Origin of the sequence: Citrobacter sp. H12-3-2, assembly GCF_009649895.1 — a bacterium.
Lineage (GTDB): Bacteria > Pseudomonadota > Gammaproteobacteria > Enterobacterales > Enterobacteriaceae > Citrobacter > Citrobacter portucalensis.
The window spans coordinates 405969-422316 of the sequence record NZ_CP045837.1; the positions used below are offsets into that span (position 1 = coordinate 405969).

27 protein-coding genes are annotated in these 16348 nt (G+C 50.3%); 22 read left to right on the top strand and 5 right to left on the bottom strand.

Features of this window, described 5'->3' with window-relative positions; genetic code table 11:
• Nucleotides 1-160 precede the first annotated feature (160 nt).
• From rplN to arfA, 20 genes are all read left to right on the top strand, one after another.
• The gene (gene rplN, locus GHC22_RS01930; protein WP_000613954.1) at nt 161-532 is read left to right on the top strand and encodes a 50S ribosomal protein L14; all 372 of its coding nucleotides are present in this window, start codon (nt 161-163) and stop codon (nt 530-532) included.
• A 10-nt stretch (nt 533-542) separates the two neighbouring features.
• Nucleotides 543-857: a 50S ribosomal protein L24 gene (rplX, locus tag GHC22_RS01935; protein WP_003031122.1), complete on the top strand. Its 315-nt coding sequence runs from the start codon at nt 543-545 to the stop codon at nt 855-857.
• Nucleotides 858-871: 14 nt separating this feature from the next.
• Nucleotides 872-1411 (top strand): 50S ribosomal protein L5, encoded by a 540-nt coding sequence (rplE, locus tag GHC22_RS01940; protein ID WP_003031123.1) that lies wholly within the window; start codon nt 872-874, stop codon nt 1409-1411.
• 14 nt (nt 1412-1425) lie between these two features.
• Nucleotides 1426-1731, top strand: a complete 306-nt coding sequence (gene rpsN, locus GHC22_RS01945; protein ID WP_003031125.1) for a 30S ribosomal protein S14 — start codon at nt 1426-1428, stop codon at nt 1729-1731.
• Nucleotides 1732-1761: 30 nt separating this feature from the next.
• Complete coding sequence (gene rpsH / locus GHC22_RS01950) at nt 1762-2154, top strand: 30S ribosomal protein S8 (RefSeq protein ID WP_003031127.1); 393 nt, start codon at nt 1762-1764, stop codon at nt 2152-2154.
• A gap of 12 nt (nt 2155-2166) precedes the next feature.
• Nucleotides 2167-2700, top strand: a complete 534-nt coding sequence (gene rplF / locus GHC22_RS01955) for a 50S ribosomal protein L6 (RefSeq protein WP_003031129.1) — start codon at nt 2167-2169, stop codon at nt 2698-2700.
• Between the two features lie 9 nt (nt 2701-2709).
• Nucleotides 2710-3063 carry a 50S ribosomal protein L18 gene (rplR, locus tag GHC22_RS01960; protein WP_000358960.1) on the top strand — a complete coding sequence of 118 codons (354 nt, stop codon included), beginning with the start codon at nt 2710-2712 and terminating at the stop codon, nt 3061-3063.
• 14 nt (nt 3064-3077) lie between these two features.
• Entirely contained in the window at nt 3078-3581 is a 504-nt protein-coding gene (gene rpsE, locus GHC22_RS01965; protein WP_003031131.1) for a 30S ribosomal protein S5, read from the top strand.
• Nucleotides 3582-3584: 3 nt separating this feature from the next.
• Complete coding sequence (rpmD, locus tag GHC22_RS01970; protein ID WP_001140434.1) at nt 3585-3764, top strand: 50S ribosomal protein L30; 180 nt, start codon at nt 3585-3587, stop codon at nt 3762-3764.
• A gap of 3 nt (nt 3765-3767) precedes the next feature.
• Nucleotides 3768-4202 carry a 50S ribosomal protein L15 gene (gene rplO, locus GHC22_RS01975; protein ID WP_003031132.1) on the top strand — a complete coding sequence of 145 codons (435 nt, stop codon included), beginning with the start codon at nt 3768-3770 and terminating at the stop codon, nt 4200-4202.
• 7 nt (nt 4203-4209) lie between these two features.
• Nucleotides 4210-5541 carry a preprotein translocase subunit SecY gene (secY, locus tag GHC22_RS01980; RefSeq protein ID WP_001118864.1) on the top strand — a complete coding sequence of 444 codons (1332 nt, stop codon included), beginning with the start codon at nt 4210-4212 and terminating at the stop codon, nt 5539-5541.
• A gap of 30 nt (nt 5542-5571) precedes the next feature.
• On the top strand, nt 5572-5688 hold the full coding sequence (rpmJ, locus tag GHC22_RS01985; protein ID WP_000868187.1) for a 50S ribosomal protein L36: 117 nt from the start codon (nt 5572-5574) through the stop codon (nt 5686-5688).
• Nucleotides 5689-5834: 146 nt separating this feature from the next.
• On the top strand, nt 5835-6191 hold the full coding sequence (rpsM, locus tag GHC22_RS01990; protein WP_003031135.1) for a 30S ribosomal protein S13: 357 nt from the start codon (nt 5835-5837) through the stop codon (nt 6189-6191).
• A gap of 16 nt (nt 6192-6207) precedes the next feature.
• On the top strand, nt 6208-6597 hold the full coding sequence (gene rpsK / locus GHC22_RS01995; protein ID WP_003031137.1) for a 30S ribosomal protein S11: 390 nt from the start codon (nt 6208-6210) through the stop codon (nt 6595-6597).
• Nucleotides 6598-6630: 33 nt separating this feature from the next.
• Entirely contained in the window at nt 6631-7251 is a 621-nt protein-coding gene (gene rpsD / locus GHC22_RS02000) for a 30S ribosomal protein S4 (protein ID WP_003031138.1), read from the top strand.
• A 25-nt stretch (nt 7252-7276) separates the two neighbouring features.
• Nucleotides 7277-8266, top strand: coding sequence for a DNA-directed RNA polymerase subunit alpha (gene rpoA, locus GHC22_RS02005; protein ID WP_003031139.1), 990 nt, complete (start codon nt 7277-7279; stop codon nt 8264-8266).
• Between the two features lie 40 nt (nt 8267-8306).
• Nucleotides 8307-8690: a 50S ribosomal protein L17 gene (gene rplQ, locus GHC22_RS02010; RefSeq protein ID WP_001216370.1), complete on the top strand. Its 384-nt coding sequence runs from the start codon at nt 8307-8309 to the stop codon at nt 8688-8690.
• 107 nt (nt 8691-8797) lie between these two features.
• Nucleotides 8798-9166, top strand: coding sequence for a DUF1992 domain-containing protein (locus GHC22_RS02015; RefSeq protein ID WP_153752125.1), 369 nt, complete (start codon nt 8798-8800; stop codon nt 9164-9166).
• Between the two features lie 10 nt (nt 9167-9176).
• Nucleotides 9177-9602 carry a Zn(2+)-responsive transcriptional regulator gene (gene zntR / locus GHC22_RS02020; protein WP_048236923.1) on the top strand — a complete coding sequence of 142 codons (426 nt, stop codon included), beginning with the start codon at nt 9177-9179 and terminating at the stop codon, nt 9600-9602.
• Nucleotides 9603-9659: 57 nt separating this feature from the next.
• Nucleotides 9660-9878 (top strand): alternative ribosome-rescue factor ArfA, encoded by a 219-nt coding sequence (arfA, locus tag GHC22_RS02025; protein ID WP_003828276.1) that lies wholly within the window; start codon nt 9660-9662, stop codon nt 9876-9878.
• Here arfA and mscL read toward each other — a convergent pair.
• From mscL to def, 5 genes are all read right to left on the bottom strand, one after another.
• Nucleotides 9875-10288: a large-conductance mechanosensitive channel protein MscL gene (gene mscL, locus GHC22_RS02030; RefSeq protein ID WP_003031152.1), complete on the bottom strand. Its 414-nt coding sequence runs from the start codon at nt 10286-10288 to the stop codon at nt 9875-9877. The two genes, arfA and mscL, sit on opposite strands and share 4 nt — an antisense overlap.
• A 141-nt stretch (nt 10289-10429) precedes the next feature.
• A complete protein-coding gene (gene trkA, locus GHC22_RS02035; protein ID WP_003031153.1) occupies nt 10430-11806 on the bottom strand; it encodes a Trk system potassium transporter TrkA in 1377 nt (458 codons plus the stop codon).
• 21 nt (nt 11807-11827) lie between these two features.
• Nucleotides 11828-13117 carry a 16S rRNA (cytosine(967)-C(5))-methyltransferase RsmB gene (gene rsmB, locus GHC22_RS02040; protein ID WP_032945172.1) on the bottom strand — a complete coding sequence of 430 codons (1290 nt, stop codon included), beginning with the start codon at nt 13115-13117 and terminating at the stop codon, nt 11828-11830.
• 51 nt (nt 13118-13168) lie between these two features.
• The gene (fmt, locus tag GHC22_RS02045; RefSeq protein WP_153752127.1) at nt 13169-14116 is read right to left on the bottom strand and encodes a methionyl-tRNA formyltransferase; all 948 of its coding nucleotides are present in this window, start codon (nt 14114-14116) and stop codon (nt 13169-13171) included.
• Nucleotides 14117-14130: 14 nt separating this feature from the next.
• A complete protein-coding gene (def, locus tag GHC22_RS02050) occupies nt 14131-14640 on the bottom strand; it encodes a peptide deformylase (protein ID WP_003828283.1) in 510 nt (169 codons plus the stop codon).
• A gap of 129 nt (nt 14641-14769) precedes the next feature.
• On the opposite strand from def, the gene dprA reads away from it, so the two are divergent.
• Nucleotides 14770-15894 carry a DNA-protecting protein DprA gene (gene dprA, locus GHC22_RS02055; RefSeq protein ID WP_153752128.1) on the top strand — a complete coding sequence of 375 codons (1125 nt, stop codon included), beginning with the start codon at nt 14770-14772 and terminating at the stop codon, nt 15892-15894.
• Nucleotides 15866-16339: a DUF494 family protein Smg gene (gene smg / locus GHC22_RS02060; RefSeq protein WP_003031162.1), complete on the top strand. Its 474-nt coding sequence runs from the start codon at nt 15866-15868 to the stop codon at nt 16337-16339. Before dprA ends, smg begins: the two co-directional genes overlap by 29 nt.
• The last annotated feature ends 9 nt before the right edge of the window (nt 16340-16348 follow it).

A 16348-nucleotide genomic window follows, 5' to 3' on the forward strand; every position in this document is an offset into this window, starting at 1 on the left:
AGTAGGCATTCTCAACGAATAAACGGCTCAGCGATGAGCCGTTTATTTTTTCTACCCATATCGTTGAAGCGGTGTTATAATGCCGCGCCCCCGATATGGGGCTTTTTTAACGACCTGATTTTCGGGTCTCAGTAGTAGTTGACATTAGCGGAGCACTAAAATGATCCAAGAACAGACTATGCTGAACGTCGCCGACAACTCCGGTGCACGTCGCGTAATGTGTATCAAGGTTCTGGGTGGCTCGCACCGTCGCTACGCAGGCGTCGGCGATATCATCAAGATCACCATCAAGGAAGCAATTCCGCGTGGTAAGGTCAAAAAAGGTGATGTGCTGAAGGCGGTAGTGGTGCGCACCAAGAAGGGTGTTCGTCGCCCGGACGGTTCTGTCATTCGCTTCGATGGTAATGCATGCGTTATTTTAAACAATAACAGCGAGCAACCTATCGGTACGCGTATTTTTGGGCCGGTAACTCGTGAACTTCGTAACGAGAAGTTCATGAAAATTATCTCTCTGGCACCAGAAGTACTCTAAGGAGCGAATCATGGCAGCGAAGATCCGTCGTGATGACGAAGTTATCGTGTTAACCGGTAAAGATAAAGGTAAACGCGGTAAAGTTAAGAATGTCCTGTCTTCCGGCAAGGTCATTGTTGAAGGTATCAACCTGGTTAAGAAACATCAGAAGCCGGTTCCGGCCCTGAACCAACCAGGCGGCATCGTAGAGAAAGAAGCAGCTATTCAGATCTCTAACCTTGCTATCTTCAACGCGGCAACCGGCAAGGCTGACCGTGTAGGCTTTAGATTCGAAGACGGCAAAAAAGTCCGTTTCTTCAAATCTAACAGCGAAACTATCAAGTAATTTGGAGTAGTACGATGGCGAAACTGCATGATTACTACAAAGACGAAGTAGTCGCTAAACTCATGACTGAGTTTAACTACAATTCTGTCATGCAAGTCCCTCGGGTCGAGAAGATCACCCTGAACATGGGTGTTGGTGAAGCGATCGCTGACAAGAAACTGCTGGATAACGCAGCAGCTGACCTGACAGCAATCTCCGGTCAAAAACCGCTGATCACCAAAGCACGCAAATCAGTTGCAGGCTTCAAAATCCGTCAGGGCTATCCGATCGGCTGTAAAGTAACTCTGCGTGGCGAACGCATGTGGGAGTTCTTTGAGCGCCTGATCACTATTGCTGTTCCACGTATCCGTGACTTCCGTGGCTTGTCCGCTAAGTCTTTCGACGGTCGTGGTAACTACAGCATGGGTGTCCGTGAGCAGATCATCTTCCCAGAAATCGACTACGATAAAGTCGACCGCGTGCGTGGTTTGGATATTACCATTACCACTACTGCGAAATCTGATGAAGAAGGCCGTGCTCTGCTGGCTGCCTTTGACTTCCCGTTCCGCAAGTAAGGTAGGGTTACTGAATGGCTAAGCAATCAATGAAAGCACGCGAAGTAAAGCGCGTAGCTTTAGCTGATAAGTACTTCGCAAAACGCGCTGAACTGAAAGCTATTATCTCTGATGTGAACGCGACCGACGAAGATCGTTGGAACGCAGTTCTCAAGCTGCAGTCTCTGCCGCGTGATTCCAGCCCGTCCCGTCAGCGTAACCGCTGCCGTCAAACAGGTCGTCCGCATGGCTATGTGGGCAAGTTCGGGTTGAGCCGTATCAAACTGCGTGAAGCCGCCATGCGCGGTGAAGTACCAGGCTTGAAAAAGGCTAGCTGGTAATTACCAATTGAATCACGGGAGTAAAGACAGATGAGCATGCAAGATCCGATCGCGGATATGCTGACCCGTATCCGTAACGGTCAGGCCGCGAATAAAGCTGCGGTCACCATGCCTTCCTCCAAGCTGAAAGTGGCAATTGCCAACGTGCTGAAGGAAGAAGGTTTTATTGAAGATTTTAAAGTTGAAGGCGACACCAAGCCGGAACTGGAACTTACTCTCAAGTATTTCCAGGGTAAAGCTGTTGTAGAAAGCATTCAGCGTGTCAGTCGCCCAGGTCTGCGCATTTATAAGCGTAAAGACGAGCTGCCGAAAGTTATGGCTGGCATGGGTATCGCAGTTGTTTCTACCTCTAAAGGTGTTATGACTGATCGTGCAGCGCGCCAGGCTGGTCTTGGTGGCGAAATTATCTGCTACGTAGCCTAATCGGAGGAAAAAATGTCTCGTGTTGCTAAAGCACCGGTCGTTATTCCTGCCGGCGTTGATGTAAAAATCAACGGTCAGGTTATTACGATCAAAGGTAAAAACGGCGAGCTGACTCGTACTCTCAACGATGCTGTTGCAGTAAATCATGCAGATAATGCACTGACCTTCGGTCCGCGTGATGGTTACGCAGATGGATGGGCTCAGGCTGGTACCGCGCGTGCCCTGCTGAATGCAATGGTTGTCGGTGTTACCGAAGGCTTCACTAAGAAGCTTCAGCTGGTTGGTGTAGGTTATCGTGCAGCGGTTAAAGGGAATGTAGTAAACCTGGCTTTAGGTTTCTCTCACCCAGTTGACCATCAGCTGCCTGCGGGAATCACTGCAGAATGTCCGTCTCAGACTGAAATCGTGCTGAAAGGCGCTGATAAACAGCTGATCGGTCAGGTTGCAGCAGATCTGCGCGCCTACCGTCGTCCTGAGCCTTATAAAGGCAAGGGTGTTCGTTACGCCGACGAAGTCGTGCGTACCAAAGAGGCTAAGAAGAAGTAAGGTAACACTATGGATAAGAAATCTGCTCGTATCCGTCGTGCGACCCGCGCACGCCGCAAGCTCCAGGAGCTGGGTGCAACTCGCCTGGTGGTACATCGTACCCCGCGTCATATTTACGCACAGGTAATTGCACCGAACGGTTCTGAAGTTCTGGTAGCTGCTTCTACTGTAGAAAAAGCTATCGCTGAACAATTGAAGTACACCGGTAACAAAGACGCTGCTGCAGCTGTAGGTAAAGCTGTTGCTGAACGCGCTCTGGAAAAAGGCATCAAAGATGTTTCTTTTGACCGTTCCGGGTTCCAATATCATGGTCGTGTCCAGGCACTGGCAGATGCTGCCCGTGAAGCTGGCCTTCAGTTCTAAGGTAGAGGTGTAAGATGGCTCACATCGAAAAACAAGCTGGCGAACTGCAGGAAAAGCTGATCGCGGTTAACCGCGTATCTAAAACCGTTAAAGGTGGTCGTATTTTCTCCTTCACAGCTCTGACTGTAGTTGGTGATGGTAACGGTCGCGTTGGTTTTGGTTACGGTAAAGCGCGTGAAGTTCCAGCAGCGATCCAGAAAGCGATGGAAAAAGCCCGTCGCAATATGATTAACGTCGCGCTGAACCACGGCACCCTGCAGCACCCGGTTAAGGGTACTCACACGGGTTCTCGTGTATTCATGCAGCCGGCTTCCGAAGGTACCGGTATCATCGCCGGTGGTGCAATGCGCGCCGTTCTGGAAGTCGCTGGAGTTCGTAACGTTCTGGCTAAAGCGTATGGTTCCACTAACCCGATTAACGTGGTTCGTGCAACTATCGATGGCCTGGAAAATATGAAATCTCCGGAAATGGTCGCTGCCAAGCGTGGTAAATCCGTTGAAGAAATTCTGGGGAAATAAACCATGGCAAAGACTATTAAAATTACTCAAACCCGCAGTGCAATCGGTCGTCTGCCGAAACACAAGGCAACGCTGCTTGGCCTGGGTCTGCGTCGTATTGGTCACACCGTAGAGCGCGAGGATACTCCTGCTGTTCGTGGTATGGTCAACGCGGTTTCCTTCATGGTTAAAGTTGAGGAGTAAGAGATGCGTTTAAATACTCTGTCTCCGGCCGAAGGCTCTAAAAAAGCGGCTCGCCGCCTGGGTCGTGGTATCGGTTCTGGCCTCGGTAAAACCGGTGGTCGTGGTCACAAAGGTCAGAAGTCTCGTTCTGGCGGTGGCGTACGTCGCGGTTTCGAGGGTGGTCAGATGCCTCTGTACCGTCGTCTGCCGAAATTCGGCTTCACTTCACGTAAAGCAGCGATTACAGCCGAAGTTCGTCTGTCTGACCTGGCTAAAGTTGAAGGCGGTGTTGTAGACCTGAACACGCTGAAAGCAGCTAACATTATCGGTATCCAGATCGAGTTCGCGAAAGTGATCCTGGCTGGTGAAGTCACTACTCCGGTAACTGTTCGTGGCCTGCGTGTTACTAAAGGCGCTCGTGCTGCTATCGAAGCTGCTGGCGGTAAAATCGAGGAATAAGTAGCAGATGGCTAAACAACCGGGATTAGATTTTCAAAGTGCCAAAGGTGGCTTAGGCGAGCTGAAACGCAGACTGCTGTTTGTAATCGGCGCGCTGATTGTGTTCCGTATTGGCTCTTTCATTCCGATCCCTGGTATTGATGCCGCTGTACTTGCCAAACTGCTTGAGCAACAGCGAGGCACCATCATTGAAATGTTTAACATGTTCTCTGGTGGTGCTCTCAGCCGTGCTTCTATCTTTGCTCTGGGGATCATGCCGTATATTTCGGCGTCGATCATTATCCAGCTGCTGACGGTGGTTCATCCAACGCTGGCAGAAATTAAGAAAGAAGGGGAGTCTGGTCGTCGTAAGATCAGCCAGTACACCCGCTACGGTACTCTGGTGCTGGCAATATTCCAGTCGATCGGTATTGCTACCGGTCTGCCGAATATGCCTGGTATGCAGGGCCTGGTGATGAACCCAGGCTTTGCATTCTATTTCACCGCTGTTGTAAGTCTGGTTACAGGGACGATGTTCCTGATGTGGTTGGGCGAACAGATTACTGAACGTGGTATCGGCAACGGTATCTCAATCATTATCTTCGCCGGTATTGTCGCGGGACTCCCGCCAGCCATTGCCCATACTATCGAGCAAGCGCGTCAAGGCGACCTGCACTTCCTCGTGTTGCTGTTGGTTGCAGTATTAGTATTCGCAGTGACGTTCTTTGTTGTATTTGTTGAGCGTGGTCAACGCCGTATTGTGGTAAACTACGCGAAACGTCAGCAAGGTCGTCGTGTCTATGCTGCACAGAGCACACATTTACCGCTGAAAGTGAATATGGCGGGGGTAATCCCGGCAATCTTCGCTTCCAGTATTATTCTGTTCCCGGCGACCATCGCGTCATGGTTCGGGGGCGGGACTGGTTGGAACTGGCTGACAACAATTTCGCTGTATTTGCAGCCTGGGCAACCGCTTTATGTGTTACTCTATGCGTCTGCAATCATATTCTTCTGTTTCTTCTACACGGCGTTGGTTTTCAACCCGCGTGAAACAGCAGATAACCTGAAGAAGTCCGGTGCATTTGTACCAGGAATTCGTCCGGGAGAGCAAACGGCGAAGTATATCGATAAAGTAATGACCCGCCTGACTTTGGTTGGTGCGCTCTACATTACCTTTATCTGCCTGATCCCGGAGTTCATGCGTGATGCAATGAAAGTACCGTTCTACTTCGGTGGGACCTCACTGCTTATCGTTGTTGTCGTGATTATGGACTTTATGGCTCAAGTGCAAACTCTGATGATGTCAAGTCAGTACGAGTCTGCATTGAAGAAGGCGAATCTGAAAGGCTACGGCCGTTAACAGTCGCCCGAGAAGTTACGGAGAGTAAAAATGAAAGTTCGTGCTTCCGTCAAGAAATTATGCCGTAACTGCAAAATCGTTAAGCGTGATGGTGTCATCCGTGTGATTTGCAGTGCCGAGCCGAAGCATAAACAGCGCCAAGGCTGATTTATTCGCATATTTTTCTTGCAAAGTTGGGTTGAGCTGGCTAGATTAGCCAGCCAATCTTTTGTATGTCTGTGCGTTTCCATTTGAGTATCCTGAAAACGGGCTTTTCAGCATGGTGCGTACATATTAAATAGTAGGAGTGCATAGTGGCCCGTATAGCAGGCATTAACATTCCTGATCAGAAACATGCTGTGATCGCATTAACTTCGATCTACGGCGTCGGCAAGACCCGTTCTAAAGCCATTCTGGCTGCCGCGGGTATCGCTGAAGATGTTAAGATCAGTGAGCTGTCTGAAGAACAAATCGACACGCTGCGTGACGAAGTTGCCAAATTTGTCGTTGAAGGTGATCTGCGCCGTGAAGTTAGCATGAGCATCAAGCGCCTTATGGACCTTGGTTGCTATCGCGGTTTGCGTCATCGTCGTGGTCTCCCGGTTCGCGGTCAGCGTACCAAGACCAACGCACGTACCCGTAAGGGTCCGCGCAAACCGATCAAGAAATAATCGGGGTGATTGAATAATGGCAAAGGCACCAATTCGTGCACGTAAACGTGTAAGAAAACAAGTCTCTGACGGCGTGGCTCATATCCATGCTTCTTTTAACAACACCATCGTTACCATTACTGATCGTCAGGGTAACGCACTGGGTTGGGCAACAGCCGGTGGTTCCGGTTTCCGTGGTTCTCGCAAATCCACTCCGTTTGCAGCTCAGGTTGCAGCAGAGCGTTGCGCTGAAGCCGTAAAAGAATACGGTATCAAGAATCTGGAAGTTATGGTCAAAGGACCGGGTCCAGGTCGCGAATCTACTGTTCGTGCTCTGAACGCCGCTGGTTTCCGCATCACTAATATTACTGATGTGACTCCGATCCCTCATAACGGTTGTCGTCCGCCGAAAAAACGTCGCGTATAACGCTGTCGTTTCTAGGATTGTTGGAGAAAGAAAATGGCAAGATATTTGGGTCCTAAGCTCAAGCTGAGCCGTCGTGAGGGCACTGACTTATTCCTTAAGTCTGGCGTTCGCGCGATCGATACCAAGTGTAAAATTGAACAAGCTCCTGGCCAGCACGGTGCGCGTAAACCGCGTCTGTCTGACTATGGTGTGCAGTTGCGTGAAAAGCAAAAAGTTCGCCGTATCTACGGTGTGCTGGAGCGTCAGTTCCGTAACTACTACAAAGAAGCAGCACGTCTGAAAGGCAACACCGGTGAAAACCTGTTGGGTCTGCTGGAAGGTCGTCTGGACAACGTTGTATACCGTATGGGCTTCGGTGCCACTCGTGCAGAAGCACGTCAGCTGGTCAGCCATAAAGCAATTATGGTAAACGGTCGTGTTGTTAACATCGCTTCTTATCAGGTTAGTCCGAATGACGTTGTTAGCATTCGTGAGAAAGCGAAGAAGCAGTCTCGCGTGAAAGCCGCTCTGGAGCTGGCTGAGCAGCGTGAAAAGCCAACCTGGCTGGAAGTTGATGCTGGCAAGATGGAAGGTACGTTCAAGCGTAAGCCGGAGCGTTCTGATCTGTCTGCGGACATTAACGAACACCTGATCGTCGAGCTTTACTCCAAGTAAAGCTTAGTACCAAAGAGAGGACACAATGCAGGGTTCTGTGACAGAGTTTCTAAAACCGCGCCTGGTAGATATCGAGCAAGTGAGTTCGACGCACGCCAAGGTGACCCTTGAGCCTTTAGAGCGTGGCTTTGGCCATACTTTGGGTAACGCACTGCGCCGTATTCTGCTCTCATCGATGCCGGGTTGCGCGGTGACCGAGGTTGAGATTGATGGTGTACTACATGAGTACAGCACCAAAGAAGGCGTTCAGGAAGATATCCTGGAAATCCTGCTCAACCTGAAAGGGCTGGCGGTGAGAGTTCAGGGTAAAGATGACGTTATTCTTACCTTGAATAAATCTGGCATTGGCCCTGTGACTGCAGCCGACATTACCCATGATGGTGATGTCGAAATCGTCAAGCCACAGCACGTGATCTGCCACCTGACCGATGAGAATGCATCTATTAGCATGCGTATCAAAGTTCAGCGCGGTCGTGGTTATGTGCCGGCTTCTACCCGAATTCATTCGGAAGAAGATGAGCGCCCAATCGGCCGTCTGCTGGTCGACGCATGCTACAGCCCTGTAGAGCGTATTGCCTACAATGTTGAAGCAGCGCGTGTAGAACAGCGTACCGACCTGGACAAGCTGGTCATCGAAATGGAAACCAACGGCACAATCGATCCTGAAGAGGCGATTCGTCGTGCGGCAACCATTCTGGCTGAACAACTGGAAGCTTTCGTTGATTTACGTGATGTACGTCAGCCGGAAGTTAAAGAAGAGAAACCAGAATTCGATCCGATCCTGCTGCGCCCTGTTGACGATCTGGAATTGACTGTCCGCTCTGCTAACTGCCTCAAAGCAGAAGCTATCCACTATATCGGTGATCTGGTACAGCGTACTGAGGTTGAGCTTCTTAAGACGCCTAACCTTGGTAAAAAATCTCTTACCGAGATTAAAGACGTGCTGGCTTCCCGTGGACTGTCTCTGGGCATGCGCCTGGAAAACTGGCCACCGGCAAGCATCGCTGACGAGTAACCGGATCACAGGTTAAGGTTTTACTGAGAAGGATAAGGTCATGCGCCATCGTAAGAGTGGTCGTCAACTGAACCGCAACAGCAGCCATCGCCAGGCTATGTTCCGCAATATGGCAGGTTCACTGGTTCGTCATGAAATCATCAAGACGACTCTGCCGAAAGCGAAAGAGCTGCGTCGCGTAGTTGAGCCGCTGATTACTCTTGCCAAGACTGATAGCGTAGCTAATCGTCGTCTGGCATTCGCCCGTACTCGTGATAACGAGATCGTGGCAAAACTGTTTAACGAACTGGGCCCGCGTTTTGCGAGCCGCGCCGGTGGTTACACTCGCATTCTGAAGTGTGGTTTCCGTGCAGGCGACAACGCGCCGATGGCATACATCGAGCTGGTTGATCGTTCAGAGAAAACAGAAGCTGCTGCAGAGTAATCTGTAGTAACGTAAAAAAACCCGCCTCGGCGGGTTTTTTTATATCCGTCATATCCCCACTTATCTACAATATCTGTACTCTTTTTGTTCATCCCCTGGAGTGTTGTATGTGGTTACTGGACCAGTGGGCAGAGCGCCATATTATTGATGCACAGTCTAAAGGCGAGTTTGATGATTTACCGGGAACGGGCGAACCGCTGACTCTTGACGATGACTCCCATGTCCCGCCTGAACTCCGAACCGGATACCGTTTATTAAAAAATGCAGGTTGCCTTCCTCCTGAGCTCGAGCAACGCAGAGAGGCAATACAGCTGCTTGAAATACTCGCGGGGATCCGCAAAGATGATCCCAGTTATCCTGAGGTGAGCCGAAGACTGTCGCTACTGGAACTTAAACTTCGGCAGGCTGGACTCAGCACCGAGTTTTTGCGCGGTAACTACGCAGATAAGCTGCTAAAAAAGATCAACGATGAATAGCGGAGAGAGCATGTACCGAATTGGTGAAATAGCGAAACTGGCTGACGTGACGCCGGATACTATCCGCTACTATGAAAAGCAGCAGATGATGGAGCATGAAGTGCGTACTGAAGGCGGATTTCGCCTCTATACAGAAAGCGATCTTCAGCGCTTGAAGTTTATTCGTTATGCCCGGCAGCTTGGTTTCACTCTGGAGTCGATCCGTGAATTGCTTTCGATCCGGGTTGATCCCGAACACCATACTTGTCAGGAATCAAAAGGGATCGTCCAGGAAAGACTGCAAGAAGTCGAAGCCCGCATTGCTGAACTTCAGACGATGCAGCGGTCACTGCAGCGATTGAATGATGCATGCTGTGGCAAGGCACACAGCAGCGTGTACTGCTCTATTCTTGAAGCTCTTGAGCAAGGCGCTAGTGGAACAACGACAGGATGTTGATTTCTTGAACTGCCAGGTCTACACTCGCGGCGTAAATTACTACAAACTGGAGATATTATGAGTCGTTATCAGCACACCAAAGGGCAGATAAAGGACAACGCCATTGAGGCGCTTCTGCATGACCCACTGTTCAGACAGCGCGTTGAGAAAAATAAGAAAGGGAAAGGAAGTTATCTGCGTAAAGGCAAACATGGCAATCGGGGTAACTGGGAGGCCAGTGGCAAGAAAGTAATTAACTTTTTTACCACTGGCCTTCTTGTTTCAGTGAGTGCTTAAGAGCGGTTATTCTGTTCTTTCAGCAGGTCACGAATTTCACTTAGCAATACTTCTTCTTTCGATGGAGCTGGCGGTGCTGCCGGCTCTTCCGCTTTTTTACGGTTCAGTTTGTTGATCAGTTTGATTGCCATAAAGATAGCAAACGCAACAATAATGAAATCGAATACATTCTGAATAAATACACCGTAATGCATGACCACGGCTGGGATGTCTCCCTGTGCATCACGTAGCGTTAAAGCAAACTGTTTAAAATCAATTCCACCAATTAACAGCCCCAGCGGCGGCATAATGATATCGGCAACCAGTGATGAAACAATCTTACCGAATGCCGCACCAATAATGACACCCACTGCCAAATCGACAACATTCCCGCGCATCGCGAATTCGCGAAACTCTTTAATAATGCTCATTTTATTCTCCCTATGCAGCTGACGTTTATAAGTTTAACAAATGTTTAGGCAATTTCCATTTATGTATTGCCGAAAGGAAAATTTATTAGACCATGAAAAATAAAGGGAAATAAAAAGGGCGCTGTATTAGCGCCCAAATTATTACAGGAAGAAAGGACTTGGCTGGAATAGTCGCTCGACGTCGGTAATAAACTTTTTATCTGTCAGGAACATAATTACGTGATCGCCCTGCTCAATGCGCAGGTTATCGTTGGCAATCATGACATCGTTACCACGTACAACGGCGCCAATAATGGTTCCGGGCGGAAGTTTAATTTCATCAATTGAACGCCCTACAACTCTCGACGTCGTTTCATCCCCGTGTGCGACGGCTTCAATGGCTTCCGCGACGCCACGGCGAAGTGAAGAAACGCCAACAATATCAGCTTTACGCACGTGGCTCAGCAGCGCGGAGATGGTCGCCTGCTGCGGTGAAATCGCAATATCGATCACGCTGCCTTGCACCAGATCGACGTATGCTCTGCGCTGGATCAACACCATTACTTTCTTGGCACCCATCCGTTTGGCAAGCATCGCCGACATGATATTTGCTTCATCATCGTTGGTCACTGCGATGAACAGATCGACCTGATCGATATGTTCTTCGGCCAGTAACTCTTGATCCGAAGCATCACCAAAAAAGACGATCGTATTTTGTAGTTTCTCTGCAAGTTCGGATGCGCGTTGTTGATTACGTTCGATCAGTTTGACGCTGTAATCTTTTTCCAGACGACGTGCCAGACCCGCACCGATATTACCGCCACCCACTAACATAATGCGTTTGTACGGCTTTTCCAGACGCTGCAGTTCACTCATTACGGCGCGTATATGCTGTGATGCCGCAATAAAGAAGACTTCATCACCCGCTTCAACGATCGTAGAACCTTGCGGACGGATCGGTCGGTCATGACGGAAAATCGCTGCAACGCGGGTGTCGATGTGCGGCATATGCTCACGCATTGTTGACAGCGCATTACCAATAAGCGGCCCGCCGTAATAGGCCTTTACTACTGCCAGACTGACTTTACCTTCGGCAAAATTCACCACCTGCAATGCGCCCGGATATTCAATCAGGCGATAAATGCTATCGATAACCAGTTGCTCAGGTGCAATCAGATGATCGATTGGTACCGCATCGGATTGGAACAGCTTGTCGGCATCGCGAACGTAATCTGGTGAACGAATACGGGCGATGCGATTAGGCGTATTAAACAGTGAATAAGCTACCTGGCAGGCAACCATATTTGTTTCATCTGAGCTGGTTACGGCAACCAGCATATCGGCATCGTCGGCACCGGCTTCACGCAATACGCGGGGATGCGAACCATGCCCTTGCACGACACGGAGATCAAACTTGTCCTGCAGGCTGCGCAGGCGTTCGCCATTGGTATCGACTACCGTGATATCGTTGTTCTCTCCGACCAGGTTTTCAGCCAGCGTACCGCCAACTTGCCCTGCGCCCAGAATGATAATTTTCATCAGTCGCGACCCGTTATCTCATCACTTTTTGATTAGCTTAGCGTAAAAGAAGCCATCGCCATCTTCCGCACCCGGTAAATTCTGACGTCCGGGTTTTTCCGGCGTACCGGTTTCGCTTAATACCGCATCCGGTGTGCGTGCCAGGAAGGCGGCAATTTGCTGCTGGTTCTCTTCTGGCAGGATAGAACACGTTGCATACACCAGCGTGCCGCCAGATTTAAGATGTGACCAGGTCGCATTCAGGATCTCAGCCTGTAATTGGGCAAGTTCGGCAATATCCCGGTCGCGGCGCAGCCATTTGATATCCGGATGGCGACGGATCACCCCGGTAGCAGAACATGGGGCGTCCAGCAAAATACGGTCAAACTGTTGTTCACCGCACCACTGCTGTGGATAGCGGCCATCCCCCTGTTTTACGGTTGCCTTCATGCCCAGACGTTTCAGATTGTCGTAAACGCGCGATAAGCGTTTTTCATCCACATCGACGGCCATGACGTTAGCTAGCGGAGCAACTTCCAGAATGTGAGTGGTTTTACCGCCCGGCGCACAGCACAGGTCGAGGATCTGTTCACCGTCCTCCGGCAACAGATAATTTACGCATCCTTGAGCGGAAGCATCCTGAACGGTGACCCAACCTTCGTCAAAACCAGGGAGGGCGTGAACTGGAGCCGGTGTTTCCAGACGCACTGCATCCGGGTAGTCTGGATGCGGGAAACCGGTTAATCCCGCTTCGGTAAGCAGGTCTAGCCAGGCGTCGCGAGTATGGTGATTACGATTGACTCGTAGCCACATCGGCGGTCGCTGGTTATTGGCTTCAAGAATGGCTTCCCACTGCTGCGGATACGCACTTTTAATACGTTTCACCAGCCAGGAGGGGTGTAAGAAGCGCAAATCGCTTTGCGCAAACTCGGCCAGCAGTTCATCCTGACGGCGTTGAAACTGGCGCAGTACGCCGTTGATCAGCCCTTTCAGCTGTGGACGCTTAATAACGACCGCGCCTTCTACGGTCTCAGCCAGCGCAGCGTGTGCTGGAATACGAGTATGCAACAGTTGATAGAAGCCCACCATGATCAGGTAGTGAACGGTGCGCTGTTTGCCCGTCATTGGACGTTCCATCAGTTGTTGGATCATCCACTCCAGTTGAGAGAGTGTACGCAATACGCCGAAGCAAAGTTCCTGTAACAGTGCTTTGTCTTTATCGGCAACTTTTTGCTGCATGGCGGGCAGCACGTTACTTAGTGATTGTCCTTTCTCGACAACCTGTTCGACGGCCTGGGCCGCCATACTGCGTAAATTAAGATGTTTTTTCATAAGCGCAAAAATAAAAATGCCCGGAGACACCGGGCTTAAAGAGATGAACCGTCAGGACAGACGGTTTCCGGGCACGAACCACTCCCGGCGCGAATTAAGCAGATCCTGCGCGCTCATGGCTTTTTTACCGGCAGGCTGCAAAGAGATAAGATTCAGAATGCCGTCGCCTGTTGCGACCTGGATACCCTGCTTTGTCGCCTCTAGAATGGTGCCTGGCTCGGCCTGGGTGTTTACAGCAATAACCGAAGCTTGCCAGACTTTCACTGGCTGACCATCGATTTCAAGCCAGCTCATTGGCCACGGGTTAAAGGCGCGGATGCAGCGTTCCAATTGAACAGCCGAAAGCGACCAGTCGATACGGGCCTCTTCTTTGCTGAGTTTTTCTGCATGCGTAACCAGTGATTCGTCTTGTACCACCGGTTTTATTGTGCCGGCAGCCAGCTGTTTTAGCGTTTCAATCAGCCCCTGAGGCCCCAGGTCTGCCAGCTTGTCATATAACGAACCGCTGGTATCTTCTGCCGTAATTGGGCAGGACAGCTTCAGCAGCATATCACCGGTGTCGAGGCCAACATCCATCTGCATGATGGTAACACCGGTTTCGGCGTCGCCTGCCCACAGTGAGCGCTGGATCGGTGCTGCACCCCGCCAGCGCGGAAGCAGGGAACCGTGAACGTTGATACAACCCAGGCGCGGCATTTCCAGTACTGCTTTTGGCAGGATCAGGCCATATGCTACCACCACCATCACGTCTGCGTGTAAATCAGCAACCAGTTGCTGGTTTTCCTGAGGGCGAAGAGAGACGGGTTGAAAAACCGGTATCCCTTTTTCTTCTGCCAGCACTTTTACCGGGCTGGGCATCAGCTTTTTACCGCGTCCCGCCGGGCGGTCCGGTTGGGTAAACACGCCAACGACGTTATGTCCAGAAGACAGCAGCGCGTCGAGATGACGCGCTGCAAAGTCAGGTGTACCCGCAAAAATAATACGTAGTGAGTCTGACACGTTGATCCTTGTCCTTAAGCTCGGGCGTTCAGGCGGTCGAGTTTTTCAACTTTCTGACGAATGCGTTGTTGCTTCAACGGAGACAGATAATCGATAAATAGTTTACCGACCAGGTGATCCATTTCATGTTGAATGCAGATAGCGAGCAGGCCATCGGCTTCCAGTTCAAAAGATTTGCCGTCGCGATCGAGCGCACGAATTTTTACTTTCTCTGCACGCGGTACTAACGCACGCTGTTCAGGAATAGACAGACAGCCTTCTTCAATGCCGGTTTCGCCGTCTTTTTCCAGCAGTTCTGGGTTAATGAGTACCAACTGCTCATCGCGATTTTCAGAGACATCAATAACAATGATGCGCTGATGAATATCGACCTGTGTTGCTGCCAGACCGATACCTTCTTCGGCGTACATCGTTTCGAACATATCATCAACGATACGCTGAATTTCTGCATTCACTTCTTCAACCGGTTTTGCGACTTTGCGAAGGCGCTCGTCCGGAATATGTAACACTTGCAAAACTGACATAGTTATCCAGAGTTGTGTTCAGGAGTTGAAAAGATTATTACCTCTATTCTAGACAAAACCCCCTCTGATTGACAGCATCAGTGACCAATCGCAAAGATTGCCAGGACTGCTTGTGGCAGGGGAACAGGGATGACCCAAATCGAAATTTGGCTACGTTTAGCGCAAGTGAATGAACTGTATGGTGATGAGATAGTGCGCGTTGCTCACTGGCTCAATACTCAACCGTGTATTAACAATGCGGTACTCCTGCAGGCTGGATTCTCTCCACGCCAGGCAAGACGCTTTTTAACCTTTTCAGATCTGACGCTGGAAAAAACGCTGCGCTGGCTTGAACAGCCTAACCACCACTTTGTGGTTGCCGACAGCGAGCATTATCCGCCACAGCTCCGTGCGATTGAGGATTATCCTGGGGTGCTTTTTGTTGCAGGAGCTCCCGCATGCCTCCACTCATTTCAAGTTGCCGTTGTCGGTAGTCGACAACACTCATGGTATGGCGAACGCTGGGGACGGTTTTTTTGTGAAAAGCTTGTTGCATGTGGGGTGACGATCACCAGCGGTCTGGCCCGGGGGATTGATGGCGTGGCGCACAATGCTGCGATAAACCGACAAGGCACAAGTATTGCGGTGCTGGGAAATGGACTTGAGACCATTCACCCACGACAGCATATCCGTCTTGCGGAACGACTGATTGAGGCAGGGGGCGCACTGGTGTCTGAGTTCCCATTAGATACGCTCCCTTTGCCGCGCAATTTTCCCCGACGAAATCGTATTATCAGTGGTCTAAGTAAAGGTGTACTGGTTGTCGAAGCTGCACAGCGTAGTGGTTCACTGGTTACTGCTCGCTGTGCAATTGAACAAGGGCGGGAGGTGTTTGCTTTACCAGGGCCGATTGGGAGCCCGGGAAGTGAAGGCCCGCATTGGCTTATTCAGCAGGGATCCATGCTTGTGACGACACCAGAGGAAATTCTTGAAAATTTGCAATATGGGCTGCAATGGTTGCCAGATGAACCTGAAAAATCAATTTATTCGCCAGATCACGAAGAGGTGGCATTGCCATTTCCGGAGCTCCTGGCTAACGTAGGAGATGAGGTAACACCTGTTGACGTCGTCGCTGAACGTGCCGGCCAACCTGTGCCAGAGGTAGTGGCTCAACTGCTCGAACTGGAGTTAGCAGGGTGGATCGCAGCTGTACCCGGCGGCTATGTCCGATTGAGGAGGGCATGCCATGTTCGACGTACTAATGTATTTGTTTGAGACATATATCCATAACGAAGCTGAGCTGCGTGTGGATCAGGACAAACTGGAACGGGATCTTACCGACGCTGGTTTTGATCGTGAAGACATTTACAACGCGTTACTTTGGCTGGAGAAGCTTGCTGACTATCAGGATGGTCTTGCTGAACCTATGCAGCTGGCATCGGACCCTCTTTCTATACGTATTTATACTGCGGAAGAGTGCGACCGACTGGATGCAAGCTGTAGAGGATTCCTGCTATTCCTGGAGCAGATTCAGGTGCTAAACCTCGAAACGCGAGAAATGGTTATTGAGCGCGTACTCGCGCTAGATACGGCAGAGTTCGATCTGGAAGACCTGAAGTGGGTGATTCTGATGGTGCTATTCAACATTCCAGGTTGTGAAAATGCCTATCAGCAAATGGAAGAATTACTCTTTGAAGTGAATGAAGGTATGCTGCATTAATCAATCTTC